Here is a 16,641-nt window from a genome sequence, read left to right on the forward strand (position 1 = left end):
GCCGAAGTGGCAGACGTGGGGACGGCGAATGGCGTCGGATGAGCAGTGGCGGCTGCTGGAGCAGCTCGTCCAGGAGGTCGACCAGCAGACCGAGCAGCTCAGACAGATGCAGGAGAGGATGCGGGAGCTGGCGGCGACGGCCACTTCCAAGGACGGCATGGTGACCGTCACCGTCGGCCCTCGTGGTGAGGTGCGGACGATCGACCTCGATCCGAGGGTCTACCGCAAGCTGACGCCGTCGGAGCTGTCCGACACGATCGTCGCACAGATCAGGGACGCCACCCGGCAGGTCTCCGGCGAGATGAAGGAGCTGATGGAGCCCTTCGTCCCGGACCTGCCCTTCGAGGACCTGTTCGGGGAGAAGACGAACTTCGAGTCCTTCCTCCCCCGGCCCGGAACGTCCTAGATGCCGCTTGACCTCAGCCTGGTGCCCGAGGTGGTCCGGCCGATCGCGCAACCGTTGACCGGCGGGGCGCTGCCCGCGGCCGACGTCGGCGGGATCATCGCCGAGGCGCAGACCATGGAGGAACTGGCCGACGCCCTGGCCGAGATCAAGGCCGGCGACGCGGGCGCGGTCATGCGGCAGCTGCGCGACGGGCTCTGGAAGGGCGCGGCCAAGGAGACGTTCGAGCAGGTCTTCGCCGCCCTCAGCGGACACGACGGGCCCGGCTCCCCCGAGGCGCTGCTCGACCTGCTGGAACAGGCGCTCCGGGACGAGGCGCGGTCGTTGCGCGAGCACGGCGTGCGGATGCAGCACACCGAATGGATGATCTACGCGTCGCTGGCGCTGCTCGGCGCGATGATCATCAGGTTGCTGGTGTGGATCTACGTGAACGGCCCCGCCGTGCTCGGGATGATCCAGCACAACACGCTGCTGACCAAGGTGAACATCCAGACGCTGAAACGGCTCGTCCTGATCAACATGCTGAAGTTCGGCGGCATCGTGGGCGGCCTGGACCTCGGCGTGCAGATCGGTCAGCAGATCTGGGGCGATCGTGAGGCCGGCGACTTCGACTACGCGTCACTGGCCATGTCGGCGGGCAGCGGGGCGCTGACCGGCGCGCTGTTCGCCGGCGCGAACGCGGGGCTGTCGCGGCTGCTGAGCCGGGAGATGGTGTACGTCGCCTCCAAGGCCGAGCTGGCGGTACGCGACAAGTTCGTGGCGATCGGGCAGAGCATGTACGGGCAGGCGCTGCTGGGCGGGGTGACGGGGACCGCCGGGGCGGTTCCGGGGCTCGCGCTCAGCGGGCAGCTCGATGCCGCGCACCTGGGGTACACGTTCATCTCGGGGGTCGCGGGGGGCTTGGATGTGCCGGCTTCGGCCAGGGTGAGTTACGGGCCGATGCAGGCCGTCGCCGAGCTGGGCGGCCGGTCCGGCGACGGCCCGTCTTCCGGGCAGTCTCTCGGACAGCGCGATGGTCCGTTCCCTGAGCGGCACGACAGCTCGTCTCCTGGACGGCACAGCGTCACGGCGCTCGCACAGCACGGGCAGTACGGGCAATACGGGCAGCACGGGCAGGCCTTGCAGGAGGCGCAGGCCGGGCAGCCTGGGCAGGCCTCGCACCCTGGGCAGCACGCGCAGGGCACGCAAGCCGGGCAGGGCGCGCAAGCCGGGCAGGGCACGCAAGCCGGGCAGGGCACGCAAGCCGGGCAGGGCACGCAAGCCGGGCAGGGCACGCAAGCTGGGCGGGGCGCGCAGCATGGGCAGGCCACGCAGCAGACGCAGGCCGCGCAGCATGGGCAGGCGCAGGCCGGGCAGCACGTGCGAGCCGCGTCGCATGCGCAGGACACGCAGGGCGGGCAGGGCGGGCAGGGCGGGCAGCACGGGTCGCTTGAGCGTCAGGGCGGTATCGGCCCAATAGGGGATCGCTCGTCGTCGCCTCCGGCCGAAGCGCGGGGTGGTGTGCTTCCGGCGCATCGGGGCGAGACGATCGTGGGCGAGGTCGTCCGGCGGCACGACACGCCGCTGCCCGCTGGACCGGCGCACGCGGCGGACGGGTCAGCCGGGCAGGGGGGAGCCGTCGCCGAGCGGGGTCCGGTGGGCGGGGTCGCGCCGGTGCGTACCGACGCCGCGCAACCCGGCGAGCTGCCTCGCGGCTCGGCGCTGCCCGCCACGGTCCCGGCCGTCAACGCGGCCCACCACGTCGAGGAGACCGACGCGCAGGACACGACCGAGCGGGAGGCGGCGAGGGATGCCGGGGACGGGGGCTCACGACCGGCGCCGCACGTGCAGCCGGACAGCGGCACCCATCCCGTGGCGGACCAGCACACGTCCACGGCCTCCCGGACGCCCGCGGACCGGACGGAGCTGCCTGAGAACCGGACGGAGCTGCCCGCGCCCCACGCCGCGCCGCCCCCGGCCGCCCGCACGGGCCCAGGTGAGCGTCAGGCCGACGGGCACACCCCCATCGCGGACCCACGGCCGCGCAACTTCGCCGAGGCCGCGGCGATCGTCCACCGCTGGACGCCCGGCGACGGCGCGCCGAACCGCATCGAACGGCTGCTCAACGGCCAGAACACGAACGGCCGCGCACCGGACGGCACCCCACTGGACGGCACCCCACCGAACGGCCGCCCATCGGACGGCGACCCACCCGACAACGGCCTGCCGGACGAGCAGCTTCTGGAACACGGCCGGTACATCATGCGGAACCTCCCCGTCCAGAACCAGACCGACGCCACCGCCGCAGCCCTGGCCGCGCTGAGCACGAGCCTTCGCGCCGAGAACCCGAGAAGAGCCATCGACGACCTGTCGACACGCCTGTTCGGCGCCCGCCGCGACATCGACGCCCTGGTGGAGCTCCACCACGAGGCAGAACGCCAGGGCATGGCACCCGCGGCCGCACGCGGTGACGCCGAGGTGGCCGACGTGCTGGGCAGGACCATGGAGCAGGACCGTCACCGCTGGCTCGGCTACCTGCACCGTTCCCTGCTGCCCGCCACGACCGTGGAGGACACGCGCGCTGCCGGGATCATCGCGGAGGCGATGGGGCCCCTGGTCACGCCGAGCACCCTCAGCACGTTCACCCGGCCCCTGATGCAGACCGCGGGTGTGCAGACGGTCCGGCAGCTGTACCCGCTGGTGCGGGCGGCGCACGAGCGGGGGCTGCTGCCGCCGGCGTCGGCCGGGGGCCACGCCTTCCAGGAGGCGGTGCGGGAGTTCCTGCTGAACGACCCGCAGTTGTGGAACGGCTTGCGGGTGGCCGAGAACTACAACGTGGCCGGACTCGGCGACGACAGCGTCCGGCTGCTCGCGTCGCTGAACGACGTCGTCAGGCACCCGGAGACGGGCATGGGGCGGCGGGTCGTCCTGCCGCTGGAGCGCCTGGCCGGGGAGGTCGGCCAGGCGGGCTCGGTCGAGCAGCTCATCCGCCTGGCCGGGGACGCGCGGGTGCACGGCGCCGATCCGGCGCACGCGTCCGGCGTGCGGGAGCTCGCCGATCTGCTGACCGCGCACCGGTCGCGGGACCCGTACCTGTGGGACGGGCTGCGGCTCGCGACCGAGTACGGCGTCCCTCGGGTGGCCGATGCCGAGGCGCGTGCGCTGGCCCGGCTCTCGGAGTTGACCGCCGCGCAGCCGCCGTCCCGGATCTGGGTGTTCGACCCGCTGCGCCGCCTGGCCGACGAGGCGGGGCTCGGCCATTCGGTGGAGGGGCTGGCCCGGCGGGCGGCCGAAGCCGGGCAGAACGGCCTCGACCTCTTCGGCCCGGTCGACCGGCAGCAGGTGCTGGACGCGCTGCGACCGCCCCGGCTCGCGGGCGAACCCCCCGGCGTGCTGCGACCGCCCCGGCTCGCGGGCGAACCCCCTGGCGCACCGCAGCCGCCCCGGCTCGCGGGCGAACCCTCCGGCGAGAGCGGAAGCAGGGCGGTGAACCTCTGGGGAAGCGCCGAGAGCCTGCATGATCTGCCCGCTTCGTCCGTACGGGAGGCCAGGGAGCTGGCGAGCGGGCACCACGCGCACGCCGAGCAGGAGCACAACACGAACCGGTCGCGGCTGCGCCGCGCCTCGGCGCAAGCCTTCGGCACGGACCCGCGGATCATCGCGGAGCGGCGGTGGGTCGCCTCGCTGGAGGCCCGCGAGCGGGCGTGGCAGCGCTGGCCGGAGGCCCCAGAGGTGTCGTTCACCCGCGACTTCGAGGCCTTCACCAGGGCTTACGACCAGGCGGTGGCGCGCGGCCTCCGAGGCGAGGCGGTGATCCCCTACCTGTACGAGAACGCCACCGCGTCCCTGGGCGCCCGCGACGGCGGGCGCGGCTTCGGCCTGGAGATCGAGTACGACGCGCCGCCCGGCGCCACGAACGACCTCATCCTGGCCATCCCCCGCGCCCTGCACGAGGCGGGCCTGACGGCCGACGCCACCGCGCACTCTTACCACACCTCGAAGGACAGGGGCTACCGTTCGGGCCGTCCCGGCGGGCGTGGTCTGTGGCTGCTGGAGAAGGACGGCACGGTCATGGGCGAGCTGGTCTCGCCGATCCTGTACGACGAGCCGGAGACGTGGGAGAACCTGCGCCTGGCCTGCGAGATCATCCGCGCGCACGGCGGCGTCGCCACGGTCAGGACCGGCGGGCACATCCACGTGAGCACGCACGACTACGACCACATCGTGGCGAACTACACGAGTGTGCTGGACTACGCGGGCCGGCACACCGACACGCTCTACCGGCTCGGGCACAATCCAGAGCACGAGGGTCATCGCGGGCAGAAGTGGTGCGTCCCGTACGCGCTGCCGTCCGAGGGCTACACCTCGATCAAGGAGGTGCGCGACCTGCACACGCGCGAGTCGGCGGTGAACACGTTCGGGGTGGCGGGCAAGCCGACGGACCACATCGAGTTCCGCATGTGGGACGGCTCGCTCGATCCCGCCGTGATCCAGTCGCAGGTGAAGGTGTCGCTCGCGCTGGTCGAGGCCGCGTTCCGCAACGCGATCCTGGACCTGCCGCCGAACGGCGGCCGGCACGACGCGCTGGGCGCCCACGCCGGGCTGCGCGACCTCGGCTCGGTGGCGGACATCTCGCGGGAGGGCAGCCTGTCCTTCCGGCGGCTGATGGACGAGCTGTTCTGGCGGGCCGCCGACAAGGAGCAGCTCACCGCCCTGTACGCGATCACCCGCTGGGCCGATGCCCAGGAGGAGGCACGGCCATGACCGTGATCGTCCGTAACGTCCCCGACGCCGGGCCGCCGGTCAACGCGGAGGGCCGGCCGTACCGCTACGAGATGATCCACGCGGACGGCGCGCTGCGGGGCTACGCGGACGATCCGGCCGGCCTCGTCGGCATGCTCGTGCCCGGCTACCTCGCGCTGCCCGCTGACGGCGACCGGGCGCGGGCGCGGCTCGGCCTGGCCCTGGACGTCCAGGTCAGGCTGCAGGCCCGGCTCGCGGCCGGACGGCTCGGCGCGTGCGGCGAGGCGGAGCGCGCCGTGCTGCTCGGCCCCCGGCACGAGCCGCCGTCCCCCGCTCACTGGACGGCTCCGGTCCCGCTGGTCCTGGTGGCGTCCTTCTATGCGCCCGCCGGAGCGCTGCCGAGGCCGTCGGGCCCCGAGGAACTCCAGGTCTGGCTCGATCCGGCGGACGACTGGACCCTGCTGACCAGCCTGCACACGGCCGGCGTGATCACCGTGGGCGCCCGCGACACGGCCTGACCGCGGATCGCCCCGCCGCCCGTGGCGACGGGGCGGATCGGCTACGTGATGCGGCCGCTCCAGCGATGGGCGGCGTACCGGTAGACCTCTCCGGCGGCCCCGTCGAAGTACGCCGACACGCTCGCGTCGTACGCGCCGTCCCCGTCGGTGTCGGACACGCCCATCGTGACACCGTTCAGATATCCGGTACGGGTGTCGGCCGCGTACCGCGTCAGCCACGGGGACCCGAGCCAGCCCTCGCCGTCGTAGGAGGAGTCCACGCCGACGGGCCGGTCCTCCCGGGGGCCCGCCAGCAGCATCGCGAACGGCGATCCGGCCGCCCGTCCGAGGCTCTCGCCGCCGGGGTAGCCGAACAGGTCGGCGGCGGGCACGAGCGGCTGGTTGAAGGTCAGCCCCTGGCCGCCGACGTTGTCGCCCAGCCTTCCGACGCTGGTCAGCGCGTCCGCGCCGGACAGGGCGACGCCATCGTGCACGACGGCGAAGCCGTAGTCGCGGTCCCGGTCGCGCAGGTCGTCGAAGTCGTAGTGGCCGATGCCCTCCTTGCCGACGTACAGGCCGTGCGGGATCTCACCCTCGGCGTAGCCGGGCACGAACACCCACTTGCCGAGCGCGCCCATGGGGGCCTCGACGTCGAGCACGCAGTGGCCGGCCGTCGCGACGAGGTTGCGGTACTGGGTCTGCACGGACGTGCCCGTGCACCAGTGGGGCTTCAGGTCGCTGCCGATGAAGAACACCTTGCCCAGGGTGGCGGGCGCGTCCCCGGCGGGCTGGGCGACGCTCTCCACCGGCGGGATCGTGTACGCGGGGCCGGTGGGGGCGACGTCCGTGGCCAGGCGCTCCCCCGCCAGTTCGGTCTGCACGTCGTACGGTGTCGCGTTCCGCAGGTTGGCGGCGCCGTCGGCCAGCCAGAACCTGGCGACCTCCTGGGCGGCGGCCGTCGTGTACGCCAGCCGGACGTTCACCACGCTCACGGCCTGGGCCGGGGCGGTGGATGTCAGCACGCTCAGGCCGATGCCTAACGCGATCAGGGCACGCCTCAAGTCGATCTCCTGTCTCGTGGAAACAGCAAGATCATAACTTGAGGCAGCCGAGTTTTAGATAACATGTTCGATACGCGGAGCGCCGGTCATCGCTGCGTCGGCTCCGGCGGGACGGGCATCGCGGGCGGCACCACCTGCACCTGCGCCGCCCCGATGTCGAAGTAGAGCCCGACCAGCTTCAGCCGCCCGGCCGCGACCTGCTCCTCCACCCGGGGGTAGGTCCGCAGGTTCTCCAGTTGCTGCTGCACGTTCTGCCGGCAGAGCAGTTCGAGGGCGTCGCCCGGCCGCTCGCCGCCGAGCCGGGACAGGCTCGGGTCGCCGTGCTGGAGCCAGCGCCGCAACTGGGGCAGATCCGCGGTGGTCGCGGGGCCGCTGAGCAGCGCGGCCATCGCGCCGCAGCCGGAGTGGCCGCAGACCGTGATGGTGTGCACGTTCAGCACGCGGGTGGCGTACTCGACGGCGGCGGCCACCGAGTCGTCGCCCGGCAGCGCACCCGCGCGCGGCACCAGGTTGCCGATGTTGCGGACGGTGAACAGGTCGCCGGGACCACTGGAGGTGATCAGGCTGGGCATGATCCGGGAGTCCGCGCAGGTGATGAACAGGTGGGTGGGCTGCTGCTTGGCGGCCAGCTCGGTGAGGATGGGCCGGACGAGCGGCGCGGTGCGCCGGTGGAACTCCTCGGCGCCCTGGGTGAGCCGGCACTCCACGGTCGCGGACGAGTCGGGCCGGCGGTGCGTCCACGGCAGCCACCAGCGGCCGGACGGCTTGGGCGGGCTCTTGGCGGGGAACATGCGGGCGCCGCCGGCGGCGAGGGTGTACCACTCGTCGTGCAGTTCGTCGATGGTGACGGTGCCGCCGAGACGTTCGTGGTCGAGCCGCCAGTTGTGCAGCGCGTCGAAGGCGGCGTTGTCCATGAAGTCGATGTTCAGGTCGAGGTCGACGACGGTGCCCGCCGGGATGGTGCGCAGCTCCTGGGTCAGGCGGGGCACGCCGAGGAAGGTGAGCGAGCCGGAGACGGTGGCGTGCAGCCGGCCGTTCGGCTCCTCGCGCTTGTCCACCGTGATGCGGGTCAGCCGCCGCAACGCCATCAGCGCGGCCAGGGCGAGCCCGGCCAGCACACCCTCGGCCAGCCCGACCAGGATCACGCCGCCCATGGTGACGACGTAGACGGGGATCTCGTTGTGGCCGTGCACCTTGCGCACGTGGCCGAGGCTGATCGTCCTGATGCCGATGAAGACGAGCAGGGCCGCGAGCGCCTCCATCGGGATCAGTTGGATCGTTCCACCGAGGCAGAGCGCGAAGATCAGCACCCAGACGCCGTGCAGGACGGCCGACCAGTGGCTGCGGGCGCCGGCCCGTACGTTGGTGGTGCTGCGCACGATCACGCCCGCCACGGGGAGCCCGCCGAGCAGGCCGCTGGCCACGTTGGCCAGGCCCTGCCCGGACAGCTCGCGGTCGAGGTCGGCGCGGCGGCCGGTGTGCTGGCCGTCGATGGCCACGCAGCACAGCAGCGACTCCGCCCCGGCCAGCAGCGCGATCAGCAGCATCCCGCCGACCACGTCGTGCCAGTCGCCGCGCGGCAGCTCCGGCGGCGCCCACGCGGTGATCGCGCCGGTCAGGTCGATGCGGGTGACGTTCCAGCCGAAGACCCAGGCGGTGCCGGCGGCCACGAGCAGCGCGGCCAGCGGGGCCGGGATCGCCCGGATGTGCTGCGGCAGCCGCCCCCAGACCAGCATGACCGTGACAGTGAGCACGCCGACCATGACCTTGTGGCCGTGCATGTCGATGATCTGGCCGGGGAGCTGGATCAGGTTGGCCAGCGCGGAGTGCTGCGGGCTGCCGCCCAGGACCACGTGCAGCTGGGAGAGCGCGATGATGATACCGACGCCGGCCAGCATGCCGTGCACGACGGCGGGCGAGACGGCCAGCGCCGCCCGGGCCACTCTGAACACGCCGAGCAGCACCTGGACGGCGCCCGCCAGGATCGTGATGACGCACGTGGCGCGCCAGCCGTAGGTGTGCACCAGACCCGCGACCACCACGGTCAGGCTGGCCGTCGGCCCGCTCACCACGACGGCCGAGCCGCCCAGCAGGCCGACGACGATGCCGCCCACGGCGGCGGCGATCAGGCCCGCCGCCAGCGGCGCTCCGGCGGCCATGGCGATGCCCAGCGACAGGGGCACCGCGATGAGGAACACCACCAGTGATGCCGGGAGGTCGTATCTGAGAGTTCGCCTGAAGCTACTCTCCGTAGTTGATTTACTCATGCGGCACACCTTAGAGCGCGCAACCACGAACGTTCAGACATGCCGTCATCCGGCTTGTGACGGCCGGGGATTTCCACCTGTCACGCGCGGCGCGCAGCGGGAACCGCTAAGCTCGGCGCCGGGGCCCGCATCGACTAGGAGTCGCTTCATGCTGGCCTTCCTCACCCGCGTCGTCGCCGTCGCCCTGGCGGTGGGCGTCGCCACCGTCCCGGCCCCCGCGCTCGCGGACGTCTACGAGGACTACGCCGACCTGGCCGCCCACGAGAGCGAAGGCGTCGACTACCGGGTCGTGCACCGGCTCCCGGCGGGCGCCGGGGTGTCGCACATCGCCGTCCACGGCGGCGCCATCGAGGCGGGCACGTCCCAGCTCGCCGGGCACGCGGCCGGCCAGGGGAACTACGCGTTCTACGCCTTCGAGGGCATCAAGTCCACCGGGAACAGCGCCCTGCACCTCACCTCCACCAACTTCGACGAGCCACGCGCGGTCGCCCTGCAGTCCGCCGTGTCCGCCACCGTCTCCTGGCACGGAGCCTCCGGCGCCACGCCGACCACCTACGTCGGCGGCCGCGACGAGGAGCTCATCGAGCGGGTCGGCGCGGCGCTGGAGGAGGCGGGGTTCACGGTCGCCGCGACCGTGCCGCCCGAGCTGGCCGGCACCAGCCCGCGCAACATCGCCAACCGCAACCTGCGCGGCATGGGCGTGCAACTGGAGATCAGCGAGGGGCAGCGTCAGCGCTTCTTCGCGCAGGGCAGGCTTAACCGGGCGTGGATCGAGGACCCGGCCCACTGGACGGACGACTTCCACGCCTACGTCGCCGCCGTGCGGGACGCCTTGTCGGGCTGAGCGGCTAGGCGACCTTGGACGAGCTCGCCGTCCAAGTGTTGCAGGCACCCGGCTTGCCCGCCTTGTACCCCTTGTCCAGCCAGTACAGGCGGTTCGCGCTCTTGCCCTGGAACCTGTTCGGCCAGAACTCCGGCACCTTGACGACCGGCTTCCAGTCCTTCACCTGACGTCCCAGCGCCTTGGCGGACACGCCGACGAAGCAGCCGATCTGCAGGTAGTAGCGGCGGTTGTGCTCGTCCATGACCGACTCGGACGCGTCATTCTCCAGCGCCCACCACGCCTTGCCGATGCCGGTCTGGCCGGTCACCACCCCGCCCCACGTCCGCGTGATGGAGGTGAACACGGCCACGTCGCTCTTGGCCTTGATCCAGTCGTTCGCCAGCCGGACGCGGATCTCCGTGGCGCAGATCTCGGAGAAGGACTCGGAGACGGTCATGCCGGTGGAGCAGGAGTCCTTGTCGTCGGCGTCCTTGAACACCACCTTGACCGGGACGAAGCCCTTGATGGCCGGCTTCCACGCCTTGTTGAGGCAGCCGACCAGCTTGGTGACGTACTTCTTCGTGGAGGCTCCGCTGGTGCCCTTGGTCAGCTTGCAGGTGACCTTGGGGAGCTTGGCCGCCTTGTACAGGGCGTTGTGGGTCAGCTCGGGGGCGCCCTTGATCGGCTCGGCGAGCGCCGGAGCGCTGAGGAGGGCCAGCCCCAGGGCGGTCCCGACGGATAAACGGATGATCATAAGGCGGAATCCTACGGGGCCGTGACGGCACCTGATGACATGAACGATGGGCGAAATGTCCGCTTTCATGGTTAGATGCGGGACGTCCAGCGTGTCACGCCAGTGGAGGAAGCCCATGCGAAAACCCCTTGGGGCACTCGCCGCCGTGCTCAGCCTGGCCGCCTGCGGCCCGTCGCCCGCCGAGTTGCAGGCCGCCCCCACCGTATCTGCACCTGCCGAAGAACCGGCCCCGACCTCGACCCCGATCCCGACGCCCGAGCCGGACGACTGCCGCGTCAGCGTGGCCGCCCCGGCCATCACCGCACGGACGATCCAGACCTCGGCCGTCCGCCGCGAGTGCACGCGCCCGGCGCTGCTACGCGTCCGGATCAAGCGGGCCGTGCCCGGCGAGGACCCGGTCGTCAAGAGCGGCGCGGTCAGGGAGGACCGCATCACGCTGAAGATGCCCTGCAAGGCGGGCACCTACTACGCGGTCGCCACCGACTACCGCAGCCGCGCCGCCACGTCCAAGGCCGTACGGCTGACCTGCCCTGCCCCCAAGCCCACACCGACCCCCACCCCCAGCGCCAGCCGCACCCCCGCCCCGGCCGCCACGGCGAAAAAGCCGGCGGAGACGGCGTCGTCCGTCGGCTCCGCGCTGGAGCGCGAGGTCGTCCGGCTGACCAACGCCGAGCGGGCCAAGGGCGGCTGCCGCGCGCTGACGCACGACGCGAAGCTGCGCAGGGCGGCGTTCGGGCACTCGGCCGACATGGCGGAGAACGACTACTTCGACCACGACTCCCAGGACGGGCGCGACATGATGGACCGCATCCGCGCCACCGGCTTCGGCGGCTCGGCGTGGGCGGAGAACATCGCGATGGGCCAGCGGTCGGCCGCCGCCGTCGTCCGGGACTGGATGAACAGCGACGGCCACCGTCAGAACATCATGAACTGCTCCTACACCCACATCGGCGTGGGCGCGGCCAAGGACGCGAAGGGGCAGATCTACTGGACGCAGGACTTCGGCGCCCGCTGAGATTCACACGTTCACGCCAGGGCGGCGCGCACCTGACTCTCGGCGCTCCTGGCCAGCAGGGCGCGCACCTGCTGCGGCCGTCCCGCGGGGACCGGCCCCAGCGGGGCGGACACGCGCACCTCGGCGCGCAGGTTGCGGGTGGCGACCACGCGCAGGAGGGAGGCGGTGATGGGGTCGTCGCAGGCCCAGCTTCCCCGCGTGGACGGGGCGTCGCCCTCGTAATAGCGCAGCGCGGCGGCCCGGATCACCGCGTCCGCGTCGATCGCGGCCTGGAAGACGGCGGGCCGGAAGGCGCCGGTCCTGACACCGCGCGAGGCGGCGCCTTCGGGGAAGGCGATCACGGTGTCGCCGTCCCGCAGCGCCCGCGCGACGGCGCGGACGGCCGCCGGCGCGTCCTCCCCGTCGATGAACATGGTGCCGCCGGCCGCCGCCAGCGCGCCGACGATCGGACGCCTGCGGAGCTCCCGCCCGGCCAGGGTGCGGGCGGGCACGGTCGCCGCCAGCACCAGCGGGTCCAGCCAGGAGACGTGGTTGGCCACGATCAGGGCGCCGGCGCTGATCCCGCCGCCCGCCCCGCCGCCCTGGTCGATGGTGAGCCGCACGGTGACCCCTATCGCGCGCAGTAGCAGCCTGGCCCAGTGCTTGACGAGGCGCGTCCGCCACGTCGCGGAGGCCGGCAGCAGGACGGGATACAGCGGCAGGGCCGCGACCAGCACCACCGTCGCGGCGCACAACCGGGCCGCGCGCCGCAACGGCCCGGCGGCGACCACCGCGGGGGGCAGGCAGGCGGTCATGGTGCGGGTGGCGGGATCGGGCATGGCATCCTCCAGATCGGCGACGCGACTACTCAGCGTGGTAGCGATGGAGATCTTGAGCGAGCATAACCGCAGGTAGCAAGGGCTTTGCCAAAACTTTACTTACGAGACTGTCACTTAAAGTTACCGACTTGGCAAGCTGAGCGTGCCGCCAAGAAGCCGCGCGCGGCACCCGGGAAAGGACACTCCACGTGAGCGACTGGGTAGGTCCCGCTGCATGAACACCGATCGGGGAACACGTGAGGCCGTCATCATCGCCGGAGCCGGGATGGCGGGGCTCGCCTGCGCGGTGCGGCTGCACGAGGCCGGCGTCCCGGTGCGCGTGCTGGAGGCCTCCGACGACGTCGGCGGCCGGGTGCGCACCGACGTCATCGACGGCTTCCGGCTGGACCGTGGCTACCAGGTGTTCAACACCGCCTACCCCGAGGCCCGCCGCCTCCTCGACCTCGGCGCGCTCGACCTGCGCCCCTTCGCCTCCGGGCTGCTCGTGCAGGGCCGCGCCGCCCGCGCCAGGGTGATGCTGCCGTGGCGGCACCCCCGGCACGCGCTCAGCGGGCCGCTGTCCGGCGCCGGCACGCTCGCCGACAACGCCGTGCTGGCCGCCCTCACCGCACGCGATCTGCTGCTGCCCGGCTCCTGGCTGCGCGGCGGACGCGAACGGCGCACCGACGACGAGCTGCGCTCCTGGGGCATGTCCGAGAAGATGATCGACTGCCTGATCCGTCCCTTCCTCGCGGGGGTGCTGCTCGAACGCGACCTGGAGACCTCCAGCCGGATGTTCCACCTGTTCTGGCGGTCGTTCGCGCGCGGCACCATCGGCGTGCCCGCGCTCGGCATGGGGCGGATCCCGCGCCTGCTCGCCGACCGGCTGCCGCCGGGCGCCGTCACGCTCGGCGCCCGGGTGAGCGAGGTCACGGCCGGCGGCGCGCGGCTCGCGGACGGGACCGTGATCGAGGGCCGCGCCACGGTGGTCGCCGCCGACCCCGTGTCGGCGGGCGAGTTGCTGAGCGAGATCGAGGTGCCGCCGATGCGTGCCGTGACCACCTTCTACCACGCCGCGCCCCGCTCCCCCATGCGCGAGCCGATCCAGATCATCGACGCCACCGGGGCCGTCACCGACACCCTGGTGCTCACCGACGCCGCCCCCGAGTACTCCGCCGACGGGCGGGCGCTGGTGTCCACGTCCGTGCTGGGCCTGGACACCGACGAGCGGCCGGTCCGGCGGCGCCTGGGCGAGATCTACGGCGACACCTCCGGCTGGGAGCACCTGGCCACGTACCCGATCCCGGCGGCGCTGCCCGCCATGCCGCCGCCGTACCCGCTGCGCCGGCCGGTGCGGCTGCGCGCCGGTCTGTACGTGTGCGGCGACCACCGCGACACCGGGTCCCTCCAGGGGGCCCTGGTGTCGGGGCGGCGCGCGGCCCAGGCCGTCCTCGCCGACCTCCGGGTCGCCCTCGGGCAGGCGACCCGCTCTGCCGCTCCCCGCTGACCGCGTATTTGCGGAACGCGCGTTCAGCCGATTCGATGACCTGCGTGCCCCGCCCGTTCTCCCCGCCCACCCGGACCTCCGTGCCCCGCCCGTTCCCCATGCTCGCCCGGACCTCCGCGTCCCGCTGGTTTTCTCCGCTCGCCCGGACGCTCGCGATCGCCGGCCTGGTCGTGCTGACCGGCTGCACCCTCCCGGCCGATCCGCCGCCGATGCCGCCCACCGGCGTCTACGACCACGACACGGCGAGCGAGAACTCCCGGGCAGAACCCGCCCCGACCGGCGGCACGTCCGGCGCCCTGACCCGGCCGCTGACGACGGCGGGCTGGTTCTGCGCGCAGGCCAGGAGCAACGCGGACGGCCGGGCCCTGTGGTGCCGCATCGGCCGCCGGGACGCGACGGACATGGTCAGCGCACAGACCGCGCACTTCCTGCTCGACAGCCGCGACCGACTCGCCTGGGCCTGGTTCCCGCCTGCCGATCAGGGCGGCGCCGACCACATCACCGCCGCCGCCACGTCGGCCCTCGGCACGATCTGGACCGACGCCCCGGAGCGCATCCGCCAGGAGATCGACGACCACGGGCGGGAGACGGACGAGATGCCCTCGGCCACCGCGTGGCGGGACGAGCACGCGGACTACCACTTCTCCGACCTCGACGGCCTGATCGTCACCGCCGGTGACGCCGCCGTACGGCGCTGGCCGTCCGGCGGCGAGCACTACGCCACCACGATGAGCTCCGCCGTGAAGGACCTCCTGGCAGGCGGCTACGACTGCCACTATCCGCCGCAGACGAACTGCAACCGCGTCCAGTCCAACGGCTACTTCCAGGTCACGCTCCGCGAGGACCAGATCATCACCGCCCGGTTCGGCATCGGCAGCCTGATCGAGGCGGGGCGGCAGCGGCATCCGCTGAGCCAGGAGTTCCCGCACGGGCTCACCTTTTTGACGGACGCGGTGCGCGGTCCCGTCACCGAACGCATCGAACAGGCCCGCCGCGAGGGGACGAGCTTCGCCGGCATCGTGGCCGGCACCGTTGTCATCATCGACGCGGATCGCGGAGCCGTGGACGGCGACGACCTGGTCGCCTACCTCAGCATCCAGATCGGAGCCCCGCTGGCGGCCACCCTGCCCCTGTGACGGTTGAACCTTGCTCGGGACACCGCCCGTACCTCTCAGGAGCAAGCAACTCTGAGAAGGGCCGACCATGACCAAGCGCACCCTCGCTCTTCCCGGTCTGGCCGTCGCCACGGCCATGATCGCCACCTCCGTCACCCCCGCCGCCGCACAGACGAGCACCCCCGTGTACTTCGCCGCCTCCCTCACGGGCGCCAACGAGGTCCCCGCCGCCGGCACGAAGGTCGGTGACACCGACGGGAACGCGCTTGCCGTGTTCCGCATCCACGGGGAGCGCGTGGACTACGCGGTGCGGTGGCACAAGGTGAAGGCGCCCAGCGGGTTCCACATCCACCGGGGCGCGGCGGGCGAGAACGGCGACGTCAGGATCCCGTTCTTCGCCACGGCGCTGCCCGCCCAGCTCCACGCCGTCAAGGGCACGGTCTTCGTCAAGGACCGCGACCTGCTCGGCCGCATCCTCGCCAACCCGCAGAACTGGTACGCCAACCTGCACAACGCCGAGTTCGGCGGCGGCGCCGTACGGGCCCAGCTCCACCGCGTCCGGCCCGTCTCGATGGAGTCGGTGCTGGCGCACGGCTTCGGCCGCACGCTGACGGCCCAGGCCGACGGGCGTCAGGAGATCCCTGCGCCCGGCACGAAGGTCGGCGACGGCAACGGGCGGGCCGCCTGGCTGGTGCAGCCCGAAGGGCGGCGGGTGTGGTTCGCCGCCGCCTGGAAGAAGATCAGCGCTCCGACGGCCGCGCACATCCACCGCGCGCCGAAGGGCAAGAACGGGCCCGTGGTGGTGCCGTTCTTCGAGGCCAAGGGCGGGCTGCCGGCCAGCGTGAACGGGCTGGCGGGCAGTTCCACGACGTCGGCGGCCGTGTCGCGTCGGATCTGGAAGAACCCCAGGAACTGGTACGCCAATCTGCACAACGCCAAGTTCCCGGGTGGGGCGGTTCGTGGCCAGCTCTATCGTGGGGACTGGTAAGGCGTTGCCGGCGTACGGCATCTCCCGGCATGCCCCTCGCGTCCCGCATCGTCATGCCACGGTCGGTGGAGCCATCAGCGCCATGTCGCCGCCGGCGGCATGGCGGGCGCCCCGGGAGTGAGTCTTCAAGAGGTGATCGGACTACTGATGATGGGTCCTCGCGTACTGTTCTGTCTTCGCCTCGCATTCGTCGACCGGCGATCGACGGCGGCAGGTCTGGTACAGCGCCGTCGCGGGCACGCAGACGTCCCCGCTCACGGTGACCCCCCAGGCGTATCTGCAATATTCGTATGCGATGTTTCCCTCGACGCAGATGCTCCGCTTCGTCACCACGCCTCGGGCGTCGGGGCTGCGGCAGTCGGCGTAGACGGGCACGGCGTCCGTGCAGATCAGGCCGGCCCCTCGGTAGACGCACGCTTCCCGTATCGCAGGCAACTCACACTGCCGGTCGGTCTTCCCGGTGAACCGGCAGTTCAGATAGGTCTTGGTGACAGCGTCGGCACCCGTGACACACGGCTTCCTGCCCCTTGCGACCGTGTCGGCCTTGCGGCAGTCGGCGAGCAAGGCCTTCACGTCGCGGTCGATGGCGGCGGCGCCTTCGCAGGCCTCCCCCTTGAAGCCGGACGCCTTGCAGGACTTGTGGCGGGCGCGCGACACGCCTGGCACCTTCGGCATTGTCCCGCTGGTCAGAC

Annotated in this window: 13 protein-coding genes; 8 read left to right on the forward strand and 5 right to left on the reverse strand. The window is 72.4% G+C overall.

Annotated elements, in window-relative coordinates:
- The first annotated feature begins 28 nt into the window (after nucleotides 1-28).
- From FXF51_RS45295 to FXF51_RS45305, 3 genes are read left to right on the forward strand one after another with little or no spacing between them, the layout of a single operon-like run.
- A complete protein-coding gene (locus tag FXF51_RS45295; RefSeq protein ID WP_148440984.1) occupies nucleotides 29-406 on the forward strand; it encodes a YbaB/EbfC family nucleoid-associated protein in 378 nt (125 codons plus the stop codon).
- Nucleotides 407-5,146 carry a hypothetical protein gene (locus tag FXF51_RS45300; protein WP_148440985.1) on the forward strand — a complete coding sequence of 1,580 codons (4,740 nt, stop codon included), beginning with the start codon at nucleotides 407-409 and terminating at the stop codon, nucleotides 5,144-5,146. It begins immediately after the preceding gene.
- Nucleotides 5,143-5,643 (forward strand): hypothetical protein, encoded by a 501-nt coding sequence (locus FXF51_RS45305; RefSeq protein ID WP_148440986.1) that lies wholly within the window; start codon nucleotides 5,143-5,145, stop codon nucleotides 5,641-5,643. The genes FXF51_RS45300 and FXF51_RS45305 overlap by 4 nt, the downstream gene beginning before the upstream one ends.
- Before the next feature lie 41 nt (nucleotides 5,644-5,684).
- Here FXF51_RS45305 and FXF51_RS45310 read toward each other — a convergent pair whose 3' ends face one another.
- Together FXF51_RS45310 and FXF51_RS45315 are read right to left on the reverse strand one after the other, a co-directional pair.
- Nucleotides 5,685-6,683, reverse strand: a complete 999-nt coding sequence (locus tag FXF51_RS45310; protein ID WP_148440987.1) for a hypothetical protein — start codon at nucleotides 6,681-6,683, stop codon at nucleotides 5,685-5,687.
- Nucleotides 6,684-6,769: 86 nt separating this feature from the next.
- Nucleotides 6,770-8,950, reverse strand: coding sequence for a SulP family inorganic anion transporter (locus tag FXF51_RS45315; protein WP_148440988.1), 2,181 nt, complete (start codon nucleotides 8,948-8,950; stop codon nucleotides 6,770-6,772).
- A gap of 148 nt (nucleotides 8,951-9,098) precedes the next feature.
- Between FXF51_RS45315 and FXF51_RS45320 the strand changes: the two genes are divergently transcribed.
- A complete protein-coding gene (locus tag FXF51_RS45320; RefSeq protein ID WP_187414936.1) occupies nucleotides 9,099-9,794 on the forward strand; it encodes a poly-gamma-glutamate hydrolase family protein in 696 nt (231 codons plus the stop codon).
- Nucleotides 9,795-9,798: 4 nt separating this feature from the next.
- On the opposite strand, the gene FXF51_RS45325 is transcribed toward FXF51_RS45320, so the two are convergent.
- Complete coding sequence (locus FXF51_RS45325; RefSeq protein WP_148440990.1) at nucleotides 9,799-10,527, reverse strand: hypothetical protein; 729 nt, start codon at nucleotides 10,525-10,527, stop codon at nucleotides 9,799-9,801.
- Between the two features lie 115 nt (nucleotides 10,528-10,642).
- On the opposite strand from FXF51_RS45325, the gene FXF51_RS63135 reads away from it, so the two are divergent.
- A complete protein-coding gene (locus FXF51_RS63135) occupies nucleotides 10,643-11,542 on the forward strand; it encodes a CAP domain-containing protein (RefSeq protein ID WP_148440991.1) in 900 nt (299 codons plus the stop codon).
- 11 nt (nucleotides 11,543-11,553) lie between these two features.
- Here the strand turns inward: FXF51_RS63135 and FXF51_RS45335 are convergent, their stop codons facing one another.
- The gene (locus tag FXF51_RS45335) at nucleotides 11,554-12,360 is read right to left on the reverse strand and encodes a lysophospholipid acyltransferase family protein (RefSeq protein ID WP_148440992.1); all 807 of its coding nucleotides are present in this window, start codon (nucleotides 12,358-12,360) and stop codon (nucleotides 11,554-11,556) included.
- 214 nt (nucleotides 12,361-12,574) lie between these two features.
- Between FXF51_RS45335 and FXF51_RS45340 the strand changes: the two genes are divergently transcribed.
- The 3 genes from FXF51_RS45340 (at nucleotide 12,575) to FXF51_RS45350 (ending at nucleotide 15,949) form a co-directional block, all read left to right on the forward strand.
- Entirely contained in the window at nucleotides 12,575-13,846 is a 1,272-nt protein-coding gene (locus FXF51_RS45340) for an NAD(P)/FAD-dependent oxidoreductase (protein WP_148440993.1), read from the forward strand.
- A gap of 44 nt (nucleotides 13,847-13,890) precedes the next feature.
- Nucleotides 13,891-14,982: a hypothetical protein gene (locus tag FXF51_RS45345; protein WP_262380263.1), complete on the forward strand. Its 1,092-nt coding sequence runs from the start codon at nucleotides 13,891-13,893 to the stop codon at nucleotides 14,980-14,982.
- A gap of 67 nt (nucleotides 14,983-15,049) precedes the next feature.
- Entirely contained in the window at nucleotides 15,050-15,949 is a 900-nt protein-coding gene (locus FXF51_RS45350) for a CHRD domain-containing protein (protein WP_148440994.1), read from the forward strand.
- A gap of 141 nt (nucleotides 15,950-16,090) precedes the next feature.
- Here FXF51_RS45350 and FXF51_RS45355 read toward each other — a convergent pair whose 3' ends face one another.
- Nucleotides 16,091-16,606 carry a hypothetical protein gene (locus FXF51_RS45355; protein ID WP_148440995.1) on the reverse strand — a complete coding sequence of 172 codons (516 nt, stop codon included), beginning with the start codon at nucleotides 16,604-16,606 and terminating at the stop codon, nucleotides 16,091-16,093.
- Nucleotides 16,607-16,641: the final 35 nt, after the last annotated feature.

This window comes from Nonomuraea sp. PA05 (assembly GCF_008086045.1).
Lineage (GTDB): Bacteria > Actinomycetota > Actinomycetes > Streptosporangiales > Streptosporangiaceae > Nonomuraea > Nonomuraea monospora.